Source organism: Legionella bononiensis, assembly GCF_016786215.1.
Taxonomy (GTDB): Bacteria; Pseudomonadota; Gammaproteobacteria; order Legionellales; family Legionellaceae; genus Legionella; species Legionella bononiensis.
Map to the genome: position 1 here is coordinate 48,855 of NZ_JADOBG010000020.1, position 20,603 is coordinate 69,457.

Below are 20,603 nucleotides of genomic sequence, written 5' to 3' on the forward strand. Positions count from 1 at the left end.
GAGTTTATTTAATGAAGACAATTAGTGCCAAAGGCCATGAAGTCAAACGTGACTGGTTAGTGGTCGATGCCAGCAATAAGGTTTTGGGTCGCTTAGCTACTGAGATTGCCCGTCGTTTGCGTGGCAAACATAAAGCTGAGTATACACCCCATGTTGATACTGGTGACTACATCATTGTTACTAACGCGGAGAAAGTCACAGTGACTGGCCGTAAATTTAAAGACAAGATGTATCATCGTCACACTGGTTTTCCTGGTGGTATCAAATCGGTTACTTTCGAAAAAATGCAGGCACACAATCCTGTAAAAATTATCGAGCTTGCTGTAAAAGGCATGTTACCAAAAAATCCATTGGGTAGAGAGATGTATCGCAAACTGAAAGTATATGTTGGTAGCGAGCATCCGCATACTGCACAGCAACCCAAGCAACTTGAGATTGAGGAATAAGTATTATGGCTGAAATGAAGCAATACTATGGCACCGGCCGTAGAAAAAGTTCAACAGCTCGTGTGTTTTTACGTCCTGGTAAAGGTGAGATTAAAGTTAATAATCGCACTCTGAAAGAATATTTTTGTCGAGAAACTTCTTGTATGGTTGTAATGCAGCCTCTAGAAACTGTTGACCTTCTTGATAAATTCGATATTTTCATCACTGTAGTTGGTGGTGGTGTTTCTGGTCAGGCAGGTGCTGTTCGCTTAGGAATAGCCAGAGCATTGGTTGCTTATGATGAGCATGGACTGGCAGAAGATGCTGAGCCAAACCCTGATTCATTCCGTAGAAAGCTTCGTGCTCGTGGTTTGTTAACTCGAGATTCACGTCGTGTGGAAAGAAAGAAAGTGGGTCTGCACAAAGCACGTCGAGCTACTCAGTACTCCAAACGTTAATTATTTCTTATTTATAAAAACCCGCCTTTTGCGGGTTTTTTTTTATTTCTATCAAAATTGTCCATCTATCCGTTTGAAAATGTGCATTTCTTTGTTATAAATAAGTTTATCTTAAATCAGGACGACATGACGGTGAGTGAAACTACTGATCTGAACCAGGAAGTGGATAAGAAACCAGAAAATCCCTTGGATGAAGAACGACGTCGATTTTTGTTAACTTCTACCTGTGTTTTGGGCGGTGTTGGTGCCGTTTGTGCGCTTACGCCTTTTGTGTCTTCCTGGTTGCCTAGTGCTAAAGCACAAGCAGCCGGCGCACCTGTACAGGTTGATTTGTCAAAAATGCAGCCTGGGGAGCAAGCCATAGTTGAATGGCGAGGGAAGCCGGTCTGGATTATCAGGCGAACGAAAGAAATGCTCCAACACTTAAATGGCGATGACGCTCGTTTGCGCGATCCCGAATCGTTAGTAGATCAGCAACCTGAATATGCTAAAAACAAATACCGATCAATTAATCCTGAATATTTGGTATTAATCGGTATTTGTACTCATCTTGGGTGTTCCCCTAAATACAAACCTGATTTAGGCGAGTTAGGACCTGATTGGCCAGGAGGCTTTTTTTGTCCATGTCATGGATCCACTTTTGATCTTTCGGGCAGGGTATTCAAGGGTGTGCCTGCTCCTATAAACCTGGAAGTACCTCCATATCACTTTATCAATGATCATACGATAGTGATAGGTGAGGAAGCAAAATAAGGATTGAACCATGAGTGGACTGGTCAACTGGTTGGATGCGCGTTTTCCGCTGTTAAGTACCTGGAAAAGTCATTTTAGTACTTATTATGTTCCGAAAAACTTGAACTTTTTTTATTTTTTCGGCTCATTGGCTTTAGTGGTTCTGGTTAATCAATTGGTAACCGGTTTATGGCTTACCATGTTCTATACTCCGAGTGCGGATCAAGCGTTTTCCTCTGTTGAATACATTATGCGCGATGTAAATTATGGCTGGTTATTACGCTACATGCATTCAACCGGAGCATCAGCCTTTTTTATCGTGATCTATCTCCATATGTTTCGTGGTTTGCTTTATGGATCCTATCAGAAGCCAAGAGAATTAGTCTGGCTATTAGGTATGTTTTTATATTTATTGCTATTGGCCGAAGCATTTTTTGGTTATTTATTGCCTTGGGGGCAAATGTCCTATTGGGGGGCAGAAGTCATTACCTCGTTATTCGGTGCAATACCTTACATCGGTAAAAGTTTGGCTGTTTGGTTAAGGGGCGATTTTGCAGTTGCAAACGCTACATTACAACGTTTTTTTGCCTTACATGTTATTGGCATTCCAATTTTAATGTTAATTTTGGTGTTTCTGCATATTGTTGCTCTGCATAAGGTAGGTTCAAATAATCCTGAAGGAATTGAAATTAAACACTGCGTTGATGACCAAGGAATTCCATTGGATGGAATCCCTTTACATCCTTATTATTCTGTTAAGGATTTTTCTGGAATTATTGTATTTTTAATCGCTTTTTTTGCGATTGTTTTCTTTGCCCCGGAGATGGGTGGTTATTTTCTAGAACATGCTAATTTTGTTCCGGCGAATCCCATGGTAACTCCTGATCATATTGCTCCAGTTTGGTATATGGCTCCATTTTATGCAATTTTAAGAGCGATTCCAGATAAACTCTTGGGCATTACCTGCATGCAATCAGCCATATTCATTTTATTTTTCATTCCCTGGCTGGATCGAAGCAAAGTACGTTCTATGAGATATAAGGGAATGTTTTCACGAGTGAGCCTTGCTGTCTTTATATTGAGTGTATTGCTTTTGGGATATTTAGGAACAGCCCCGGTTACTCCGGTACGATTATTGTTGGCCAGAATGGGTACGGTTATCTATTTTTCTTATTTTATTTTCATGCCATTGTATAGTCGATTGGAATCAACGAAACCCGTTCCTGCCCGAATAGGTGAATTATGATAAAACATATGTCCTTAGTGATAGTCTGTATTCTTTTGCTGGATATAGCTCCGATTGCAAACGCAGAAGACAGGCCATTGCAATCCGTGTCTATAGACTTAAAAGACAGAGAGAGCTTGCAACGGGGCGCGAAGCTGTATATGAATTATTGTTCTGGTTGTCATTCATTAAAATACATGCGTTACAATCGAATGGCGACTGAATTAGGCTTGACTACTTTTGATGGCGCACTCGATGAAGATCTGTTAAAAAATAATTTGATTTTTACTGAGGCAACCATTTATGACCCCATCCGTATTGCTATGCCTCCTGAGGATGCAAAGCAATGGTTTGGTATGGTTCCCCCTGATCTGTCTTTAAGTGCCCGCGATAGAGGTCCTGAGTGGATTTATACTTATTTAAAGAGTTTTTATTTCGATGACTCGAGACCTTTTCGTACCAACAATCTTCTTATTCCTGATGTTGCCATGCCCAATATTTTAGAGCCATTGATCGGAACAATGATTTTGAAGAAAAATACGGTATCCCATTCCTCGGATTTAATATTGTTGGAACATGGTGAAATGTATCAGGCAGAATTTGATAGCGCGGTAAAAGATTTAGTAACCTTTCTGGTCTATGTTGGTGAGCCTGCCAAAATGGTTCGCTATAAGATAGGTGTGTTTGTCATTCTGTTTTTATGTGTTCTCTTTATTTTTGCTTATCGATTAAAGAAGATTTACTGGAAAAGAATAAAATAAAATGTCTGTAGGGTTTAATACTGAATAGAATAATAAATTTGCAAAAATGAATTAGATTTTGGCATAAAGTCCCCCAGAAGGGTAAAAATGTGGTAGAATGTTGCTCTTTGAACTGTAAAATACGGAAGCTATTTTTCGGGCTTTCATGAATCGATAGGAGTTGCTAATGGCAATTGTTGCAAAGCGCACCATAATGTCTTTATTTTCTGATGTTGACGATGTTTATAGTCATCAGGTACGGATAGTATTAGCTGAAAAAGGCGTTAATGTAGAAATTCTTGCAGTGAATCAGAACGAGCCAGGCTCAGATCTATTAGCGATTAATCCCTATGGGACAGTTCCTACATTAATTGATAGAGAATTGGTTCTTTATGAAGCGCGCATTATCATGGAATATCTGGACGAGCGTTTTCCTCATCCTCCATTACTTCCTGTTTATCCAGTTGCCCGTGCAGAAACGCGTAAAATGATGCATCGGATTGAGCAAGACTGGTATTATTTTATGAATTACATTTTAAAAGATGAAAATGCTGAGCAGGCTAGAGCCAATTTGCTCGAGAGCTTAACCAGCCTGGATCCGGTGTTCGCTGATAAACCCTATTTTTTGAGTGATGAGTTTTCTTTACTGGACTGCGCTTTAGCTCCATTATTATGGCGTTTACCAAAATTAGGTTTGGAAATTGCCCCCCAATTTAAAGGAATAATCTCTTACATGCAGCGTGTATTCAAACGTGATTCGTTTCAAACGAGTTTGACCGATGCCGAGAGACAAATAAGAGCGGCATAATATGGCAATGACATCAAATAAACCCTATCTGATTCGCGCTTTTTACGATTGGATTGTAGATAATGAGTTGACACCTTATATTCTGGTTGATGCGACTTATCCTAATGTTCAAGTTCCCAAGGAACATGTTCGTCATGAGCGAATTGTATTAAATATCTCACCATCAGCTACTCGCGGTCTTTTGTTGGAAAACGATCGTATTGTATTTACCGCTCGATTTTCTGGTCAAACGGAACAGATATTTGTGGTTCCGAATGCGGTATTGGAAATTTATGCTAAAGAGAATGGCCGAGGGATTGCTTTTGCGATTGAAGAAGGTGAAGAGCCTCAACCACCAACAAGCTCACCTGATGCAGAAGCTGCCGCAAGAAAAAAACCATCATTAAAATTAGTAGAGTAAGTTAACCGGGTTCCTGGACAGTGAGGAACCCGTAGCTTCCTGATATGTTGTGATATTGGATTTCTTCAAGGTAAACATTCACCATTTTTTAGAATCCTGGTGAATAAGTACTCTTCAAGTATAGATTTCGGAGCAACAGGTGACCAAGCCAGAAAATGCCCTTTATCGTTGTGAGCACATTAGAGCCTGCGAACAGCAAGCCATACATTTATATCTATTGGATGAACATGAATTAATGTCCCAGGCTGGAACTGAGGCATTGATGTTCGTTCATGGTCATTTTCCTCATGTGCGTCATATAGCGGTATTTTGTGGCTCAGGAAATAATGCGGGTGATGGGTATGAATTTGCAAGGTTAGCTCACGAGCATGGATTGTCGGTAGTTGTTTATCAATGTAAAGCCATAGCTGATTTACCGCCTGCGGCCAAAAATGCTGCAAATAAAGCCATCGATGCAGGAGTTGATTGCCAGTCTGCGGATGAACCTTTGGATAGCGAAGTTGAGTTAATCGTCGATGCGCTTTTGGGAATCGGATTAAAAGGTCCCGTTCATGGTGTTATTGCTACCGCCATAAATCAAATCAATTCCAGCGGATTACCCGTTGTCTCTTTAGACATTCCCTCCGGATTAAATGCAGATACCGGGCAAGTAGAGAATTTTTGTGTGCAAGCAACAGCAACACTTACTTTTATTGCGCTTAAGTCAGGAATGTATACTCTGGATGGGCCAGATTATTGTGGTGACATTTATTGCAGTACTTTAAATCTTGACTCTTTGGTTGAGAAAATTCCACCCTATGCAACATTGTTAAGTAAATCGATTCTGCCTTTACCATTACAACCGAGAAAAAAAAATTCCCATAAAGGTGATTACGGTCATGTTTTGGTTATAGGTGGTGGCCCGGGTATGCCGGGAGCTATCAGTCTGACTGCAAAAGCAGCCTTGCGAGTTGGCGCTGGAGCCGTAACCATTGCTACCTGGCCTGATTACGCAAAAGCTGTTTTGCCTATGATACCAGAAGCCATGATTTGGGGGGTAAAATCAGCGCATGATTTAACTTCTTTATTAGATAAGGCCACCGTCTGTGTTATTGGTCCGGGGCTTGGAGAAAGCGATTGGGCTAGAACCCTGTTTTTAGCTGCAATTACCTCACAATTACCTATGGTAATTGATGCATCGGCATTACGATTACTTTCAGAGCATCCTCAAGTGGATGATAATTGGGTATTAACACCTCATCCAGGTGAAGCTGGAAGTTTACTTTCCTGTTCAACTAAGGAAATTCAAAAGGACAGATATCAGTCAGCGATGAGCATACAACAACAGTATGGTGGCGTTGTTGTATTAAAAGGGACAGGTACAGTAATCCAATCCGCTGAAGGACAGCGTTTTATTTGCCCTAAGGGGAACCCTGGTATGGCTACGGCTGGAATGGGCGACGTTTTGAGTGGTATAATTGCTGGACTGTGTGCTCAAGGATTGTCACTAATTGATGCGGCAAAGCTAGGCGTCTGGATTCATGCGGATGCTGGAGATCATTGCGCAAAAAGCAAGGGTGAGGCCGGTATGTTAGCAAGTGATTTGCTTCATGTCCTCCCTAATATTTTGAATTGTATCAAGTCATGATAAATAACGATAAAGATAAAATAATGATTCTCGATTTGTTCGATGAACAGGCCAGTGTGCGCTTTGCAAATGAATTGGCCTCATGCTTAGCTCCTCCATTAATACTTTGTTTTAGTGGGGAAATAGGTACTGGCAAGACAACAATAATTCGAGCAATGCTAAAAAGCCTGGGAGTACAGTCAGCGATCAAAAGCCCAACTTTTTCATTGGTAGAAAGCTATTTATGTCATGATGTTCCTGTTCATCATTTTGATCTGTACCGTATACATCATGAGGATGAATTAGAGTATTTGGGATTCCGGGATTATTTTTCCAGGGGCAGTATTTGTTGCATCGAATGGGCGGAACATGCTGGAAATGCATTGCCACAGGTTGATATTCGTTTTAAATTAGTTATTAAAGGGGCTGGTCGCGAAATGCAAGTTGTTGCATCAAGCGTAGCTGGTAAAAGAGTTTTAGCTTGCCTGGCAGGTGAATAATGAAGATGCGAGCATGGGTTTTGGGTTGGCTATTGTGTATAAGCTCTGCTTCAGTTTGTGCCGCACAATTGAGCAATATTACGGTATCACCACAAGCTGGAAAAACCTCACTGTTTATTACAGTGAATGGACCGTTTACTCATCGACTATTTACCTTAACTAATCCAAACCGTGTCGTATTGGATATGAATACGACACGTTTGGAATTTAATCTGAAGCAACTCGGATTAAACCGAACACTAATCAAACAGATTCGCAGTGGACTTCCTAATCCCCAAACTTTAAGATTGGTTTTTGATGTAAGTCAAAACGTTCAGGTACGATCTGTGCCCTGGGAAAATAAAGGAATTCGCATTGATATACTGGCCTCCGGTACTTCTCCTGTTGCAAATCAGACCATGCCGAATAAGCCTATTAAACCCACGGTAAAACCCTCATTGGCGAACAATTCGGCCCCGGTTTCAAACAATCCTCAAGTCGTGAGTTCCAACCAACCAGCAATAATGCATTCTCAACCTATAAAAGTACCTCACAGCCCATCAAATAAATACTTAAGAGATGTTGTGGTGGTTCTGGATGCCGGTCACGGAGGTAAAGATCCCGGTGCACGAGGTCCCGGTCGGAGCAGAGAAAAGGATGTGGTTTTGGCAATTACTCTCAAATTAAAACAATTAATTGATAGACAACCAGGAATGAGGGCAGTATTGACCCGTTCTGGTGATTATTATGTCGGGCTTAGACAGCGATTGGATATTGCCAGAAAATATAATGGTGATGTGTTTGTATCCATCCATGCCGATGCGTTTAACAATCCTCACTCCAATGGTGCTTCAGTATTTGCCTTATCTCAACGCGGAGCAACCAGTGAGGCCGCGCGATGGCTGGCAGAAAAAGAGAACTATTCTGAGTTGGGAGGAGTCAATCTTGGGGAGCTCGATGATTCAAACGGAGTAGTCCGTTCTGTATTAATCGATTTATCTCAAACAGCGACAATTAATTCAGGTCTGCAAATGGGGGGCCGGGTATTGAATCAATTGGATAATTTTACTAACTTGCATAATAACAAAGTGGAGCAGGCAGGTTTTGTTGTTCTGAAATCAACTGATATTCCATCAATTTTGGTAGAAACTGGATTTATTTCAAATCCCAGAGAAGAACGTAATCTGACCAGTTCCGCCTATCAATCTCGTTTAAGTCAGGCGATTTTTCAAGGTATTAAAGGGTATTTTTGGGATAACCCGCCTCATGGAACTCGTATAGAGGCGATGACTTCAACTCATTATCACATCGTCAGATCAGGGGATACTTTGCCCGGTATTGCTTCTCGCTACCATGTAACGATTGAGGCACTGCAAGCAATGAACGGTATTTCAGGCAAATCAGCCCTTAGACCAGGACAAAAATTAGTGATTCCTTCTGCATGGGTATGAGAATACATCAATTACCTGCGGTAATTGCAAATCAGATTGCCGCCGGAGAGGTTATCGAACGACCGGCATCAGTAGTTAAAGAATTGCTGGAGAATTCTTTAGATGCAGGCGCGAACAACATCACTATAGAGATTGGTTATGGCGGCTTGAATCAAATTAAAATCAGCGATAATGGCACGGGTATCGTCGCTGAAGATTTACCTTTGGCTGTAGCGGCACATGCAACCAGTAAAATATCAAAACTTGATGATTTATATGCCATTGACAGTATGGGGTTTCGAGGAGAGGCTCTGGCCAGTATATCCTCTGTAGCTAAAGTCACTATAAGTTCCAGACCTGCTCATCAAGAGCACGCTATGATGTTACGGATTCAAGGTTCGAATATCAGTGTATCCCCATGTGCGCGAAATGTAGGAACTACTATAGATGTTGTTGATTTATTTTTTAATGCCCCGGTACGAAAAAAATTCTTGAAGGGAGAAAAACTGGAGTTTCAAGCCATCGAAATGGTGGTTAAACGTTTCGCATTAAGTGCTCCAACTATTGCCATAACTTTGAAACATAACAATAAACAGGTCTTGTCTTTAGCCCCTGCATTAAATGAGCAGGCAAAAGTAACCCGGATGGCAAAAATATTTGGCTCTTCTTTTATGAACGATGCTCTTTATCTGAATGTCGAAATGGCCGGAATGAGTCTCCATGGCTGGTTAAGTGGCCCTGGATATCAACGCAGTCAGAATGATCGGCAATGGGTGTATATTAATCAACGAATGGTTAAGGATAAATTAATCAATCATGCACTAAAACAGGCTTATGATGGTCTTTTGCATCCAGGCCGGTTTCCTGCTTGCTTATTGTATTTTGTTCTTGATAGTAGTGAAGTAGATGTGAATGTACACCCAACAAAACATGAAGTACGATTTCAACAGCCGCGTTTAATTCATGATTTCTTTGTTTCCCAGTTGAGTAAGGCTTTAAACTCTTCTCCTGTAACCAGTCTTGTCGACTATGAATGTAGGACTGACTCTAATCCAGTCCAAGTGTCTGATGTTTGTGAACCGGTGTCTTATACTACTGATCTGGGACGAAACACGAGCGTGATTAATTCATCTGCGGTCTACGAATTAAATTCTGAGCGTGTTTACAAATTGTCTCAAAATACCAGAACTGCAATATCAGACGCTTCATCTGAACTTGAAGCCTCCTGGGTAATTTTAAATAATCAATACATTCTGGTCTTATTAAAACAACAACCCTATATTGTCGATATCGTAGCCCTTTATCAAAAATGGATTCAATGTCAATTAGGTCATGCGTCTCTACCTTTAGAGAGCAGGCCGTTATTAGTGCCAGTTACCTATTCATTACCGAACCTATTAAACGTGGGTATAGATGAGTTAAAATATAACTTGGCTCAATTGGGAGTTCAGATGGAACTTCTTAAAGAGAATAATATACTCATTCGGACAGTACCCATAAAATTACCTTATTTAGATCTGAGCCTGTTTATTCGTTCGTTTTTTGAATTGAATGAGATTCATTTAAATGCATTGCTTGAGCTTCTAAGCAAGAGTCAGATTTTTGATCCAAAATATTTTAGCCTGGAAGAACGCATGGAATTAAATAACCTGTTGCTGCACGCTCAACATCAGGAAATAAAATATCAGGAAGCCTTTAAAGCCTTAACTATTGAGGATTGTCGGATGTTGTTGCATGTCTAATTTGATTTTTTGTTTGATGGGACCAACCGCTTCAGGAAAAACGGGTTTAGCTTGCGAATTGGTGCACCATCTCCCTTTTGAAATTATCAGTGTTGATTCGGCCATGATATACAGGGAGATGAATATTGGCACAGCGAAACCTTCAAACCAGGAGTTGCTCCGTGCGCCTCATCATTTAATTGATATTAAGGATCCTGTTGAATCTTATTCAGCCGCTCAATTTTGCAACGATGCGACAACCCTTTGTGAGTCAATCATCAAAAAGGGCAAAATACCTCTGCTCGTGGGGGGAACCATGATGTATTTCAATGCGTTGCAAAAAGGTTTATCACCTTTGCCTGAAGCTGATGAGTCCATGAGACAGCAACTAGAGGATGAGGCTGCCCATAAAGGGTGGGGCGCACTTCATCAAAAACTGCAGGAACTGGATCCGGAAACTGCACGTCGTATTCATGCTCATGACGCACAACGAATCCAACGAGCGTTGGAAGTGTATTATCTATCCGGAGTTCCTCTATCTCGTTTTCTTGCTGAAGAGAAGACACAGGCAAAATTTCGTTTTGCTAATTTTGTGCTGTTTCCTGAACAAAGAACCTGGTTGCATGAGCGAATCGCTTTGCGTTTCATGCAAATGTTACAAGATGGGTTGGTTGAGGAAGTACAGCAGCTGCAAAGCCGTTGGACGCTGGATTGCGATTTACCATCAATGCGCTGTGTGGGTTATAGGCAGGTACTTGAATATCTCCAAGGTGACTGTGATTATTCAACTCTGTGCGATAAAGGTATTGCTGCAACCAGACAATTAGCTAAACGACAACTTACCTGGTTGAGACATTGGGAGGATGTTCTTCGTTATGATCCGCAAAATATGACTTTTAGCGATGAGATTCTAGCGAAAACAAGGGAAATATTAGATAATGAGTTTTCTTAATTTATATCATGCCGCAAAGGAACATCATGTCAAAATCAACTAAAGAACCGGCAAGCACCAAAAAAAATTATGTCGTACATCGTAGTGAGTTACCCCTAAGTTGTCCAACGGATGAAATGGAGTTATGGAACGCGCATCCCAAGGTGTATTTACCGATTGAAAAAACCGGGGTAGAAGTATGTCCTTATTGCGGTTCCCGTTTTGTATTACAAAATGATTAAGTCCATTTGTATTGTCAGGCTCTCTGCTTTGGGAGATGTCCTGATGCTGGTTCCATTAATCAGAACCCTGCAAGCCAGTTTCCCAGATACGCAATTAACCTGGATTATTTCCCGGCCAGCTTATGATTTGGTAGAGGGCATGGAAGGTGTTGAGTTTATCGTTATTGATAAACCCAAAAAAATTGCGGATTACTGGCAATTTAAAAAACAGATGAGTGGACGCCAATTTGATATTTTATTAGCGCCACAGGCAAGTCTCCGAACCAATTTACTTTATCCTTTAATCAAAGCAAAACGTAAAATTGGTTATGATTCTCATCGTGCCAATGATGCACATGGATGGTTTGTGAAAGAGCGAATCAGCCCAGGTCAGGAACATACCTTAGAGGGTTTTTTAAAGTTTGCGGAACCTTTGGGTATTAAGGAAAAAGTAATTCGCTGGGATTTACCGGTTTCTGCTGCTGATTATGAATGGGCACAAAATCATCTGCCATTGAAAGATCCCATTCTGGTTGTTAATCCTGCTGCCAGTAAACCAGAACGAAGTTGGCCAGTTGAGCGTTACATCGCACTGTTGCAACAGGCTATAGAGCGATGGCAGGTACAAATAGTGCTGACAGGGGGACCAGGAGAATACGACCGTTTATTGGCTGATCAGATACTTGAAGTCATTCCAGCGACCAATTTGGTTGGAAAAACCAGACCCAAGCAATTACTGGCGGTTATCAGTACAGCAAAGGCTGTGCTTTGTCCTGATACTGGACCATCACATATGTCTGCTGCCGTAAATACGCCTGTTGTTGCTTTGCACGCAGTTACCAACCCATTAATTTCTGGGCCATATACATTTCAGCATTTGGTTGTTAATCGATATCCACAAGCGGTGGAGACCGTTTTGGGATGTTCTCTTGCTCAGAATGTCTGGGGTACCCAAGTGCATGGAGATGAAGCGATGAAACTCATTACAGTGGATGATGTGATGGAACAATTAGCCCGAATTTTTTAACCCCTCGATAGAGAACAGTTATTGTTCTCTATCATCTGATTTCTCAGGAGCTTAGGATGCAGCTTTCTAATGATCAATGCGATTTTTTTCTCACTAATGGCTATTTGGTAATACACGATTTTTTTACAAAAGAAGTCTGTGATATTTTGCGGGAGAGAATAAAAACCCTCATCCAGAATAATCAAGAGGAAATTCCCAAAACGGTGTTTTCGACTGAAACTAACGAGCATGCTAAAAAACAATATTTTTTAGATTCAGGCGATAAAATCCATTATTTTTTTGAAGCAGGCGCTTTTGATGAGCAGGGAGTGCAAACTCGTCCTTTCGAGCAATCAATTAATAAAATCGGTCATGCCCTGCATGAGTTGGATCCAATTTTTAGACAGTACTCTCGTGATCAACGGATTAAAAATATTGGCCATCAACTTGGTTTGAAGACGATTGGCTTGGTTCAGTCCATGTATATTTTCAAACAACCAGGGATAGGAGCAGAGGTCCTTTGCCATCAGGACAGTACTTATATTTACGGACGGAATAGTGATGCCCTCGGGTTCTGGTTTGCTCTTGAGGATGCCACTTTGGAAAACGGGTGTCTTGAAGTGATACCCAGTCCTGATAATACCCCATTAAAGCAACGTATGTTTCGTCAGGACAATGACATTTATTTCGAAGAATATGATGCAACACCCTGGCCTGAAAATAACAGTATTCCCTTACCTGTTGAGAAAGGAACGCTGATTATATTGCATGGGAGAGTTCCTCATAAAAGTAAGGCAAATTTATCGACCCGTTCAAGACATGCTTATACTTTGCATTTGGTTGATTTAACATTACCTTACCCTGATCACAATTGGTTGCAGTGGCCAGATGGAATTCCAACCTTATAGTCTTTGAGTGCAACTCCACATGGAGCCTTGCCATGGCTCCATGTATTCCGAAAAACGTGTTTTACCTGAATCATTATCCTGAATGCTATACTTTCCCCAGAACCGTAAGTCGCTTATGATGTTTTAATTGGGACGCGGTGATTTTCTGCGTACTTGTTTATTATGTTCACAATATAATATCGTGCTTCCAATAACTGCTGCGGGCATGGCCAGGATATTTAAAAAGGGTATAAAACTGACCAGATTGATGCTTGTCCCCAAACCTAATGAACGCATTTTATTATTTTTTACATTTTGTTTCAGATCTTTAAAGCTCACTAAATTATTATCCATAGCGAAGTCTTGATATTGCACACTGATCATCCATGCGGTGAATAAAAACCATAAGAAAGGATAAACAGGTTGGATAAAAGGTACGAAAAATAAAAGACAAATGCCCACAAAACGCAGTAAATAGTATTTTAAAAACTCTCCTTGACGTTTCATTGTGCGAAGTGCCATTTCATAAAAAGGAAGTGATGGCGGCCTGCTGTTATAAAGAATAATTTGGGTTTTTTCCGCTAATAACCCATTAAAAGGAGCCGCAATCACATTAAATACTACTGTAAACATGGAGAGAAACAGTAAGAAAAAACTGATTATAAAAATAATAAAAAATATCCCGCTTAGAACGCTTAGCCAGGAGGGTAACTTGTCCAGATAGTAAGATGTGAAAGAGAACACATAATGATAAGTAAAATAAAATAGTCCCGTGAACAAGATAAAATTTAGGGCCATAGGCACAATAATAAATCGCTTCAGACCATCGGTGAAAAGATGTTGAAAACCTTGCAGTAAGTAGAGCATGCCATGAAAAAAATGATTCATTGTAACTCCTGATATTTATGTTCATTTTAACGTATTTAGAACAATTTAATACTGAGGAGGAAGTTGGATACTGAATTTATTCAGGTCTTAGTGCAAAATACTGTTATCTGAACTACACTAAACAATATAAATTTTTCAAGGATGATTACAATGGCTTCTACAAAATCAAAAGTTGATATTAAAAATCAAACTACTCATAGTTCTCATGTTGCTACAGCTGCAGAAGATTTAATTAATGAAGGGAAAAAGTTTGCTAACGAAGTGTATCGGGAAGGTGTTAATAAAGTATCTGATGCTGAAGAGGTCGTTAAAGAATACTCCGATAAAATAGTACAAAAAATTCAAGAAAAACCGCTTACTTCTGTGCTCGTGGCTGCCGGTGTGGGTATGCTATTGGCTGCATTCTTAAGAAAATGATCAAAGTATTGGAGCATTTAGAAGGTTATGTTTCTGAATATTTAAATCTTTATAAGACCTTTTTAGCTTTAATAAAATGTGAAGCAAGACTGGCGGGACAGAGTATTTATCCCTTAATCTTAACTATTTGTATGTTATTCGTTATCCTCGTGTCCGTTTGGTTTTCGACCATGATATTGTCGGGATATTACTTATTTATAGTATTAGGAAGTTTCGCTCTATCCTGTTCTTTAATTCTGGCTGTTAATGTCATCCTATTATTGATTCTAATGAAATACCTAAGTGTTAATTTAATCAATATGAGTTTTGTAAATACCCGAGAATTTTTTTCTAATAAAGAGCCCAAAAAAGATGAACTCACGGAAGAAAACGAAAATCGAGATAATGATGATAGCAAAGCGATTAAAGATTCATCAACATCGATTACAAATACATAAAGCTTATTTAAGAAAGGTACTTCATCAATACGGAGTTCTTATTGCTGTTCTTTTAAGCCCAACTATTTTTATTGCAGTCAAATATCGTAAATCAGGACGATTTCTAAGTGTGTTATTAAATACTCTTGCTATAACAGCACCTCGTTTGTTAGTAAAAAATCTAGGGAAAGCGAATACGGTGCCCTTTATTTTAATTCAAACATTGGTTACCGCGGGATTTACGTTCTTAACGAATAAAATAAAGCGATAATTTGATCCTGGCGAACCGTTTATGGGCGCTTTAATACAGAATTGCTTTCAATTTCATTTAAATCAATAGTCAGATGATCGGATACCGAGGGTATAAAACAGTGTGCGAACGCTCTCGCAGCAGGTTTAGCCAGACACATTCCAACGCACAGACTCACGAAAAAGGTAACCGGTATAGTGCAGATAAACGTTAATTGAGTAGAGGGGGCCGTTTCGGCTGCTTTAAGAATAAAATAGGTTCCTACATGTAAACCACTGAACATAGTTGAAAAAGTACATGATGAGACTTTTACGAAACATTCGCTTGAAGAGAGCCTCTCGGTACAATCATCAATATTATCCTGACGTTCTTGTTTTTTTTCTTTATAAAGAGTTACTTGTTCATTCACCTTATGTTGTATGGTTGCATTAACATAATCATCGTGTATTTCAGGTGGCATACCTTTGTTGTGCAGGGTAAAAAATAAGCTGGGGTTTGCTTTGGAGATGGCATTGGCCGCAAGGATTTTTAAGCTTAGAATCCTGGGTTTTTTTTCTGTGGTTAATTGATTCACATTTTCTGCTGGCATTACAGACAACCTCAACTAATTTTTGCCTCATTGTCTCTATTTTGATATCGAATTGCAATGGTGTCTCTTAATTAAAGAGCTTCTATTGGTACATAAATTGTCCATTTAATTGGAATGGTCATCTATGACAAGGGTTATCTAATGCACGCTTCTGTTTGAGCTTATTTAAATTTGGATAAAACTCATATCAGATGTTACATTCTAAACCAGATCTAACATCTGTTTTTTCTTGCAATATATCCGCTTCGGAATCTGGCGCCGATACAATCTTCCAAAGACATCCTGAATTGAGGGATGTTGATTGAGTCCCCGTGGCATGAAGTGTTTCAAAACATTCATTAGACGCTTTGAGCTGATGAGCTGGTGTGTGTTTATTCATTACTTGATGAGATGAGCCAAAGACTTCTTTAGGCTGTTGTGTTTCCTGAAGTTGCTTTAGCGGTTGTTCTTTAAAGCGATAGACATTGAGCAGAATAAGACTGGCTTGAATTGCCATTAAAGCGACCCCAACTGCTGGATTCAGGGTGATTCCAACGGCAACCAGTAACCCTCCCGCGACCAGTACCGCGGCGATATTATAGCCAAGACTAAACAGTAAATTTTCCTTTATATTCGAAACCGTTTGTTGAGAAACAGCAAAGGTACTAATTATTGGCAATAAGGTGCCATTTTGGATTACTGCTCCTGCATGCTGTTGGGTCAATTCATCACTATCCTGAGAGAGCACGGCAATGCCCAGATCACTGGCAGCTATGGCTTGGGCATCATTGGCGGCATCACCCACCATGGCTACTTTATGTCCTTTGAGCTGTAAGCCTTTTATGTAAGCAGGTTTCGATTTATCCCCATTCTCCAGATCAGTAGCCACCGCGTTTGCATGGATGTTGTTTATCCCTAAGGCTTTGGCATAGCGTAATGCCGTTTTTTCGTCGGCTCCAGTACATAGATGGACTTCCTTTCCCATGTCGGTTAATGTTTTGATGGTTTTAAATGCATCTTTACGAAGGGGATCTGTAATAATAATATATCCAATCAGATTCTTTTCTTCAGCCAGAAACACTAGGCTATCTCCGGCTTCCAACTCAAGGTTTGCTTCAATGCTTGTAGTTGAAATACCAATCTCATTCATTAGAGAAGGACTGCCTATGATGTACTCTTTGCCATTAATGCATCCAAAGATGCCTGAATGATGTGAGTCATTGGGTCTTGAAACAGAAAAGGTACGAGAACTGTTTTTACTGCAATACGTATGGATTGATTTGCCAACGGGATGTGTTGAGCTTTCTTCAAGTGCGGAGCACAGACCCAGAAAATGATCGGGAGATATATTGGTGTTATTAATCACAGAATAACGTTTAACTATGGGAACGCCTGTAGTTAATGTACCATTCAGATCAAATACTATGGTATCTATTTGCTCCGCTTCTTGCAGGACTTTAGAGTTTTTAAATTGCACTCCGTGCTCTGCTGCTTTATGAATTCCAGTTTTTACAGCCAGAGGAATTATTAAACCTAAAGTACAAGGACAAGCTGAAACCAGGACAGATATGGCACATTGTATCGCGATTGCCGCAGGGAAAAATATTCCTATTATAATCCCGGAGGTAATGGCCAAGGTGATGACCGCAGGAATAAAATAGGCAAGAAGTTTTCCTGTTTTTATCTCCAGAGGTGCTTTTTCATTGATGGACTGATCGATACCTTCATCAAGTCTCGCCAGATAGGATTGTTTTGCCGGTCTCAGTACGCGAATTTTTAAAGAAGGAACCTCTTCTGCCAGCCGCATACCTGCGAGTACTTTTTCTCCCACACGAAAATGCCTGGGTAAAATCGCGCCGGTAATAATCGTGGTATAAATAATACTTTCATTTTCACAAAGTCCGTCCAGCGGGATAATTTCACCTGGAAAGAGTACTATGGAGTCATCCGCCTTAATTTGATGTAAATCCATATCTTGCGTACCGTCAGGCAAAGACAATCTTACTTGTTTTGGAGCTCTGTCCTGAAACTGCGCTGAACTGATTTTTTCTTTGATTGTTTCTTCTATGGCAATCCCAATATGTCTAAAGCCATAAATAAGCAATCCTGCTTCAAACATCATGGGAAGCCAAGGTATAAAAAATGAAGTAAGGGATACCACAATCACCGAAATAGTGCTTATGGCAAAAAGAGTGTCCATGGTTAAGGTTTGGCTAGTAACTAACTTGTTCCATGCCTCAGAATAGGAACGCGCCCCAAGAAACAGTGTTAACCCAATACTCAGGCTGGCAAGTGGGATCATGGCTATTAAAGGTAATCCTCCCATGGTCAGCGAAAGGATCAGTAATGCAATTCCTGAAATACATCCTGTTGCTCCAAGAAACCAATGAGACGCAAGAATTTTTTTTCCCAGGTCAAATATCGTGTTGGAGGATTTTTTTTGTGGGTTGGTGTTCTGTTCGAGTTCAGAGGTAGTCGCTGTTTCCTGGGCATTTTGTTTTATATTCGGAGTGTAGCTATAATCTTCGCAATTGTATCCACTATCTTCAATATGGCCTTTTATTTTTCTCCAAATCTCTTGATGATTTTCTGCCGTAGGTTCAGGCTCAGAGTGATTAAGTATTATGGTCGTTTTTTTGGGATCCTGAGTCGTGAAATCAACATAAAAGGATTGGATTTCCGAGATTCCTGTTTTATTTAGATAAGATTCTAATCCTTCACTGCAACTCGGGCAGCTCATCCCACTGATATAAAAAACATAGGGTTTGGACATAACTGCTCACTGATATAAGGGTTAACTCATCCTGAGATTAATTATTCCTTTGCAGGTAATTTCAATACTCATTTGAAATTTTGATTGGAATAATACCATATCAGCTATTTTTTGCACCTCTGATTTATTGATTTTCATTAAAGCGAATCAATTGAGGCACTTTCATAAGAAACTCAATTGGGATGGTGTTTCATGCTCCGAATCAAAAAAATGCTGTATTAGCGATTGAAGGGCACCAATTGATTGGGATATCGGGCGTTATCTACAAGGAACATACATCGGTGTTTGCGGTTCTGGAACTGTTGATTTTATTATTATGTACGCTAAAACTGTTTTGGATGAATCAGCTCCTGGATGGTTCCAGGAGCTTTAATGAGGATATTATTCACTGGTATCTTGAGTAGTGGACTCAGCATCACTACCTTGAGTACTAAAATCGGCAGAAGGTTCGCTTGCTTTTAAATTCTGCATCAGCATGATCGTATTCGTTAAAAGAATTCGCTCTTGCAATTGACGATCCAAATACATTTGATAGTTAATTTCAGCCAGTAAAACGGCAATTTCTTTTTGTATTGTAGCTGAAGAAGCAGTATCTAATTGCTGCATCCACTGTGTTGGTATTCCATCTTTGCCGGTTTGTGCTTTAGGATTCAATATTCGCCATGTTGCCATGTTAAATTCGCTTAATGCCTGGCTGGAAACCACTTGTGAGCTATTGCCGCCTACAGAGGGTTGTTCCTGAGGCAATCTTTTGGACATTATATAGTATAAATTGCTTATCCCAACGGAACTTTGCGCTGCGTAGACTCGCAGGTTGTTAAAGTAGCTGCTTAATGTGGCTTGGGCTTGCATTTGTTGAGCGTTTGGAGGATTGGCGCCAGCATTATCGGTTGCCAACTTATATAAATCTCCATAGTCCTTCCATTTGGGCAAAGATAATGGAGATACCTGGCCGGATGCATACCGTATAAAGTTATTTGCAAGCTGAGCCTGATTTTGTGCGCTTAAACCTATAGGGGTACCCGAAGAAGGTATTTGATCGTTGGAATAAAGTAAGGGGGCTATCAATGAATTGCTATTGAGTTGAGTGATGAATTTTTGATTGTAATCATAACTAAAGTATTCTGTTACTTTGGGAATATTGCCAGCTGTATTATAGATTACTTTATCTTGATACTTATACTGACACTCTCCTTTATTCCAGGCAGAAGCATCATTATTCATACAATAAGTAAAATCCGGGGTACCTAAAATATTAAAAATTGCCTGACTTACCGGGTCGGGTAAGTATGAACCTTTATTTGAGGTTGGCTGATCAAGCAAAGGAGAAGCAGTAACGCTGGTATTGTCTGAGGTGGAGTCGCCAGCATAATTCTTGAACGTTGTATTGGCAAGTTTGTTTATACCGTCGGCACCAGCAATAGAGGTCGGTACAAATTGTTGTACTATTTGATTCATCGCATTTACAGGAATAGCGCCAAAAAAGGTACTAAATACATAACTTTGAAAGAGACTGGCATCTACTTCATTCAATAATGCCGCAGTATAATTTTCTGGAGGGGTTGGAGGACTTTTGGTCGTTAAGTCAAAGCCCAGAAAGTTTCCCAGATTTTTTAAATACTTGGTCAAATCGCTGTCATTGGTGCTTGGAGCTGGAACGTCCATAATGTTATCTGTAGCAGTAACAACAACTGAATAACTGGTGAGGCAAAACAACGTAACTAGTGAACATTTTGACAGTAACTTCATTATTCATCCCCTTCAAGTGCGCGTAAAACGAGTTTAAGGCGGTATTGACAAAAAACTCGCGACAATAAACGTAAACGTTCGAATACTATATTTCTTTTCAGGAAAAAGCCGGCAGGATCATGACTGCCAATACTGGTTTCCTCGGCATGAATTAATACCCTGGAAGCACTTCCGGGGTGAACAGTATCTATTGCCTGTAGCAAGCGTAGTCCTCTACCTGATTTAATGTTTCCTACAATACGGATAAATTTTTCTTCTTCGGCCATTATTCCCAGGTCAATTTTTTCGATATCATCCAGCTCTTTACCCAGCTGAGTCATTGCTTCTTCAAACTCAGGATTTCCATCAAGAGTCCAGTCTTCAACACTTTCCATAAAGGTAATTACCCTGTAAATCATGGGGTCTAAATATTCAAACCAGTATTTAGCAGATGCTTCGTGACTGAGATCAGGCATTTTTTACTCTTTTTTTAC

Annotated in this window: 23 protein-coding genes; 18 read left to right on the plus strand and 5 right to left on the minus strand. The window is 40.1% G+C overall.

Annotation, left to right across the window (positions count from 1 at the left end; genetic code table 11):
* The first annotated feature begins 11 nt into the window (after positions 1–11).
* From rplM to IZU94_RS12085, 15 genes are all read left to right on the plus strand, one after another.
* Positions 12–446 (plus strand): 50S ribosomal protein L13, encoded by a 435-nt coding sequence (gene rplM, locus IZU94_RS12015; RefSeq protein WP_203110923.1) that lies wholly within the window; start codon positions 12–14, stop codon positions 444–446.
* Between the two features lie 5 nt (positions 447–451).
* Positions 452–883: a 30S ribosomal protein S9 gene (gene rpsI / locus IZU94_RS12020; RefSeq protein WP_203110924.1), complete on the plus strand. Its 432-nt coding sequence runs from the start codon at positions 452–454 to the stop codon at positions 881–883.
* A 126-nt stretch (positions 884–1,009) separates the two neighbouring features.
* On the plus strand, positions 1,010–1,636 hold the full coding sequence (petA, locus tag IZU94_RS12025) for a ubiquinol-cytochrome c reductase iron-sulfur subunit (RefSeq protein ID WP_203110925.1): 627 nt from the start codon (positions 1,010–1,012) through the stop codon (positions 1,634–1,636).
* 10 nt (positions 1,637–1,646) lie between these two features.
* Positions 1,647–2,861: a cytochrome b gene (locus IZU94_RS12030; RefSeq protein ID WP_203110926.1), complete on the plus strand. Its 1,215-nt coding sequence runs from the start codon at positions 1,647–1,649 to the stop codon at positions 2,859–2,861.
* Positions 2,858–3,601 (plus strand): cytochrome c1, encoded by a 744-nt coding sequence (locus IZU94_RS12035; RefSeq protein ID WP_203110928.1) that lies wholly within the window; start codon positions 2,858–2,860, stop codon positions 3,599–3,601. Before IZU94_RS12030 ends, IZU94_RS12035 begins: the two co-directional genes overlap by 4 nt.
* A 166-nt stretch (positions 3,602–3,767) precedes the next feature.
* Positions 3,768–4,388: a stringent starvation protein SspA gene (gene sspA, locus IZU94_RS12040; RefSeq protein ID WP_203110930.1), complete on the plus strand. Its 621-nt coding sequence runs from the start codon at positions 3,768–3,770 to the stop codon at positions 4,386–4,388.
* A gap of 1 nt (position 4,389) precedes the next feature.
* On the plus strand, positions 4,390–4,788 hold the full coding sequence (locus IZU94_RS12045) for a ClpXP protease specificity-enhancing factor (protein ID WP_203110932.1): 399 nt from the start codon (positions 4,390–4,392) through the stop codon (positions 4,786–4,788).
* A 139-nt stretch (positions 4,789–4,927) separates the two neighbouring features.
* Positions 4,928–6,415 (plus strand): NAD(P)H-hydrate dehydratase, encoded by a 1,488-nt coding sequence (locus tag IZU94_RS12050; RefSeq protein ID WP_203110934.1) that lies wholly within the window; start codon positions 4,928–4,930, stop codon positions 6,413–6,415.
* Positions 6,412–6,894, plus strand: a complete 483-nt coding sequence (gene tsaE / locus IZU94_RS12055) for a tRNA (adenosine(37)-N6)-threonylcarbamoyltransferase complex ATPase subunit type 1 TsaE (protein WP_203110936.1) — start codon at positions 6,412–6,414, stop codon at positions 6,892–6,894. The genes IZU94_RS12050 and tsaE overlap by 4 nt, the downstream gene beginning before the upstream one ends.
* Positions 6,894–8,324 (plus strand): N-acetylmuramoyl-L-alanine amidase, encoded by a 1,431-nt coding sequence (locus IZU94_RS12060; RefSeq protein ID WP_203110938.1) that lies wholly within the window; start codon positions 6,894–6,896, stop codon positions 8,322–8,324. Before tsaE ends, IZU94_RS12060 begins: the two co-directional genes overlap by 1 nt.
* Positions 8,315–10,045, plus strand: coding sequence for a DNA mismatch repair endonuclease MutL (mutL, locus tag IZU94_RS12065; protein ID WP_203110940.1), 1,731 nt, complete (start codon positions 8,315–8,317; stop codon positions 10,043–10,045). The genes IZU94_RS12060 and mutL overlap by 10 nt, the downstream gene beginning before the upstream one ends.
* Positions 10,038–10,976: a tRNA (adenosine(37)-N6)-dimethylallyltransferase MiaA gene (gene miaA, locus IZU94_RS12070; protein WP_203110942.1), complete on the plus strand. Its 939-nt coding sequence runs from the start codon at positions 10,038–10,040 to the stop codon at positions 10,974–10,976. The genes mutL and miaA overlap by 8 nt, the downstream gene beginning before the upstream one ends.
* Before the next feature lie 26 nt (positions 10,977–11,002).
* The gene (locus IZU94_RS12075; protein WP_058472809.1) at positions 11,003–11,197 is read left to right on the plus strand and encodes a zinc-finger domain-containing protein; all 195 of its coding nucleotides are present in this window, start codon (positions 11,003–11,005) and stop codon (positions 11,195–11,197) included.
* The gene (locus IZU94_RS12080; protein WP_238400390.1) at positions 11,190–12,203 is read left to right on the plus strand and encodes a glycosyltransferase family 9 protein; all 1,014 of its coding nucleotides are present in this window, start codon (positions 11,190–11,192) and stop codon (positions 12,201–12,203) included. The genes IZU94_RS12075 and IZU94_RS12080 overlap by 8 nt, the downstream gene beginning before the upstream one ends.
* Positions 12,204–12,259: 56 nt before the next feature.
* Positions 12,260–13,090, plus strand: a complete 831-nt coding sequence (locus IZU94_RS12085) for a phytanoyl-CoA dioxygenase family protein (RefSeq protein WP_203110944.1) — start codon at positions 12,260–12,262, stop codon at positions 13,088–13,090.
* 123 nt (positions 13,091–13,213) lie between these two features.
* Here IZU94_RS12085 and cysZ read toward each other — a convergent pair whose 3' ends face one another.
* Positions 13,214–13,957, minus strand: coding sequence for a sulfate transporter CysZ (gene cysZ / locus IZU94_RS12090; RefSeq protein WP_203110946.1), 744 nt, complete (start codon positions 13,955–13,957; stop codon positions 13,214–13,216).
* A 150-nt stretch (positions 13,958–14,107) separates the two neighbouring features.
* On the opposite strand from cysZ, the gene IZU94_RS12095 reads away from it, so the two are divergent.
* Complete coding sequence (locus IZU94_RS12095) at positions 14,108–14,374, plus strand: DUF883 C-terminal domain-containing protein (protein WP_203110948.1); 267 nt, start codon at positions 14,108–14,110, stop codon at positions 14,372–14,374.
* Between the two features lie 351 nt (positions 14,375–14,725).
* The gene (locus tag IZU94_RS12100; protein ID WP_203110950.1) at positions 14,726–15,061 is read left to right on the plus strand and encodes a hypothetical protein; all 336 of its coding nucleotides are present in this window, start codon (positions 14,726–14,728) and stop codon (positions 15,059–15,061) included.
* Positions 15,062–15,080: 19 nt separating this feature from the next.
* Here IZU94_RS12100 and IZU94_RS12105 read toward each other — a convergent pair whose 3' ends face one another.
* The gene (locus IZU94_RS12105) at positions 15,081–15,629 is read right to left on the minus strand and encodes a hypothetical protein (RefSeq protein WP_203110952.1); all 549 of its coding nucleotides are present in this window, start codon (positions 15,627–15,629) and stop codon (positions 15,081–15,083) included.
* Between the two features lie 187 nt (positions 15,630–15,816).
* Entirely contained in the window at positions 15,817–18,381 is a 2,565-nt protein-coding gene (locus IZU94_RS12110; RefSeq protein ID WP_203110954.1) for a heavy metal translocating P-type ATPase, read from the minus strand.
* A gap of 182 nt (positions 18,382–18,563) precedes the next feature.
* On the opposite strand from IZU94_RS12110, the gene IZU94_RS12115 reads away from it, so the two are divergent.
* A complete protein-coding gene (locus tag IZU94_RS12115) occupies positions 18,564–18,785 on the plus strand; it encodes a hypothetical protein (RefSeq protein ID WP_203110956.1) in 222 nt (73 codons plus the stop codon).
* On the opposite strand, the gene icmX is transcribed toward IZU94_RS12115, so the two are convergent.
* Positions 18,763–20,130 (minus strand): type IVB secretion system protein IcmX, encoded by a 1,368-nt coding sequence (icmX, locus tag IZU94_RS12120; protein WP_203110958.1) that lies wholly within the window; start codon positions 20,128–20,130, stop codon positions 18,763–18,765. The two genes, IZU94_RS12115 and icmX, sit on opposite strands and share 23 nt — an antisense overlap.
* Positions 20,130–20,585, minus strand: a complete 456-nt coding sequence (gene icmW / locus IZU94_RS12125) for a type IVB secretion system protein IcmW (RefSeq protein ID WP_058472799.1) — start codon at positions 20,583–20,585, stop codon at positions 20,130–20,132. The genes icmX and icmW overlap by 1 nt, the downstream gene beginning before the upstream one ends.
* Between the last annotated feature and the right edge of the window lie 18 nt (positions 20,586–20,603).

Coding starts and splice junctions, on each gene's coding strand:
- rplM (WP_203110923.1), top strand. CDS start 12: ATGAAGACAATTAGTGCCAAAGGCCATGAAGTCAAACGTGACTGGTTA.
- rpsI (WP_203110924.1), top strand. CDS start 452: ATGGCTGAAATGAAGCAATACTATGGCACCGGCCGTAGAAAAAGTTCA.
- petA (WP_203110925.1), top strand. CDS start 1,010: ATGACGGTGAGTGAAACTACTGATCTGAACCAGGAAGTGGATAAGAAA.
- IZU94_RS12030 (WP_203110926.1), top strand. CDS start 1,647: ATGAGTGGACTGGTCAACTGGTTGGATGCGCGTTTTCCGCTGTTAAGT.
- IZU94_RS12035 (WP_203110928.1), top strand. CDS start 2,858: ATGATAAAACATATGTCCTTAGTGATAGTCTGTATTCTTTTGCTGGAT.
- sspA (WP_203110930.1), top strand. CDS start 3,768: ATGGCAATTGTTGCAAAGCGCACCATAATGTCTTTATTTTCTGATGTT.
- IZU94_RS12045 (WP_203110932.1), top strand. CDS start 4,390: ATGGCAATGACATCAAATAAACCCTATCTGATTCGCGCTTTTTACGAT.
- tsaE (WP_203110936.1), top strand. CDS start 6,412: ATGATAAATAACGATAAAGATAAAATAATGATTCTCGATTTGTTCGAT.
- IZU94_RS12060 (WP_203110938.1), top strand. CDS start 6,894: ATGAAGATGCGAGCATGGGTTTTGGGTTGGCTATTGTGTATAAGCTCT.
- mutL (WP_203110940.1), top strand. CDS start 8,315: ATGGGTATGAGAATACATCAATTACCTGCGGTAATTGCAAATCAGATT.
- miaA (WP_203110942.1), top strand. CDS start 10,038: ATGTCTAATTTGATTTTTTGTTTGATGGGACCAACCGCTTCAGGAAAA.
- IZU94_RS12075 (WP_058472809.1), top strand. CDS start 11,003: ATGTCAAAATCAACTAAAGAACCGGCAAGCACCAAAAAAAATTATGTC.
- IZU94_RS12080 (WP_238400390.1), top strand. CDS start 11,190: ATGATTAAGTCCATTTGTATTGTCAGGCTCTCTGCTTTGGGAGATGTC.
- IZU94_RS12085 (WP_203110944.1), top strand. CDS start 12,260: ATGCAGCTTTCTAATGATCAATGCGATTTTTTTCTCACTAATGGCTAT.
- cysZ (WP_203110946.1), bottom strand. CDS start 13,957: ATGAATCATTTTTTTCATGGCATGCTCTACTTACTGCAAGGTTTTCAA.
- IZU94_RS12095 (WP_203110948.1), top strand. CDS start 14,108: ATGGCTTCTACAAAATCAAAAGTTGATATTAAAAATCAAACTACTCAT.
- IZU94_RS12100 (WP_203110950.1), top strand. CDS start 14,726: ATGAACTCACGGAAGAAAACGAAAATCGAGATAATGATGATAGCAAAG.
- IZU94_RS12105 (WP_203110952.1), bottom strand. CDS start 15,629: ATGCCAGCAGAAAATGTGAATCAATTAACCACAGAAAAAAAACCCAGG.
- IZU94_RS12110 (WP_203110954.1), bottom strand. CDS start 18,381: ATGTCCAAACCCTATGTTTTTTATATCAGTGGGATGAGCTGCCCGAGT.
- IZU94_RS12115 (WP_203110956.1), top strand. CDS start 18,564: ATGGTGTTTCATGCTCCGAATCAAAAAAATGCTGTATTAGCGATTGAA.
- icmX (WP_203110958.1), bottom strand. CDS start 20,130: ATGAAGTTACTGTCAAAATGTTCACTAGTTACGTTGTTTTGCCTCACC.
- icmW (WP_058472799.1), bottom strand. CDS start 20,585: ATGCCTGATCTCAGTCACGAAGCATCTGCTAAATACTGGTTTGAATAT.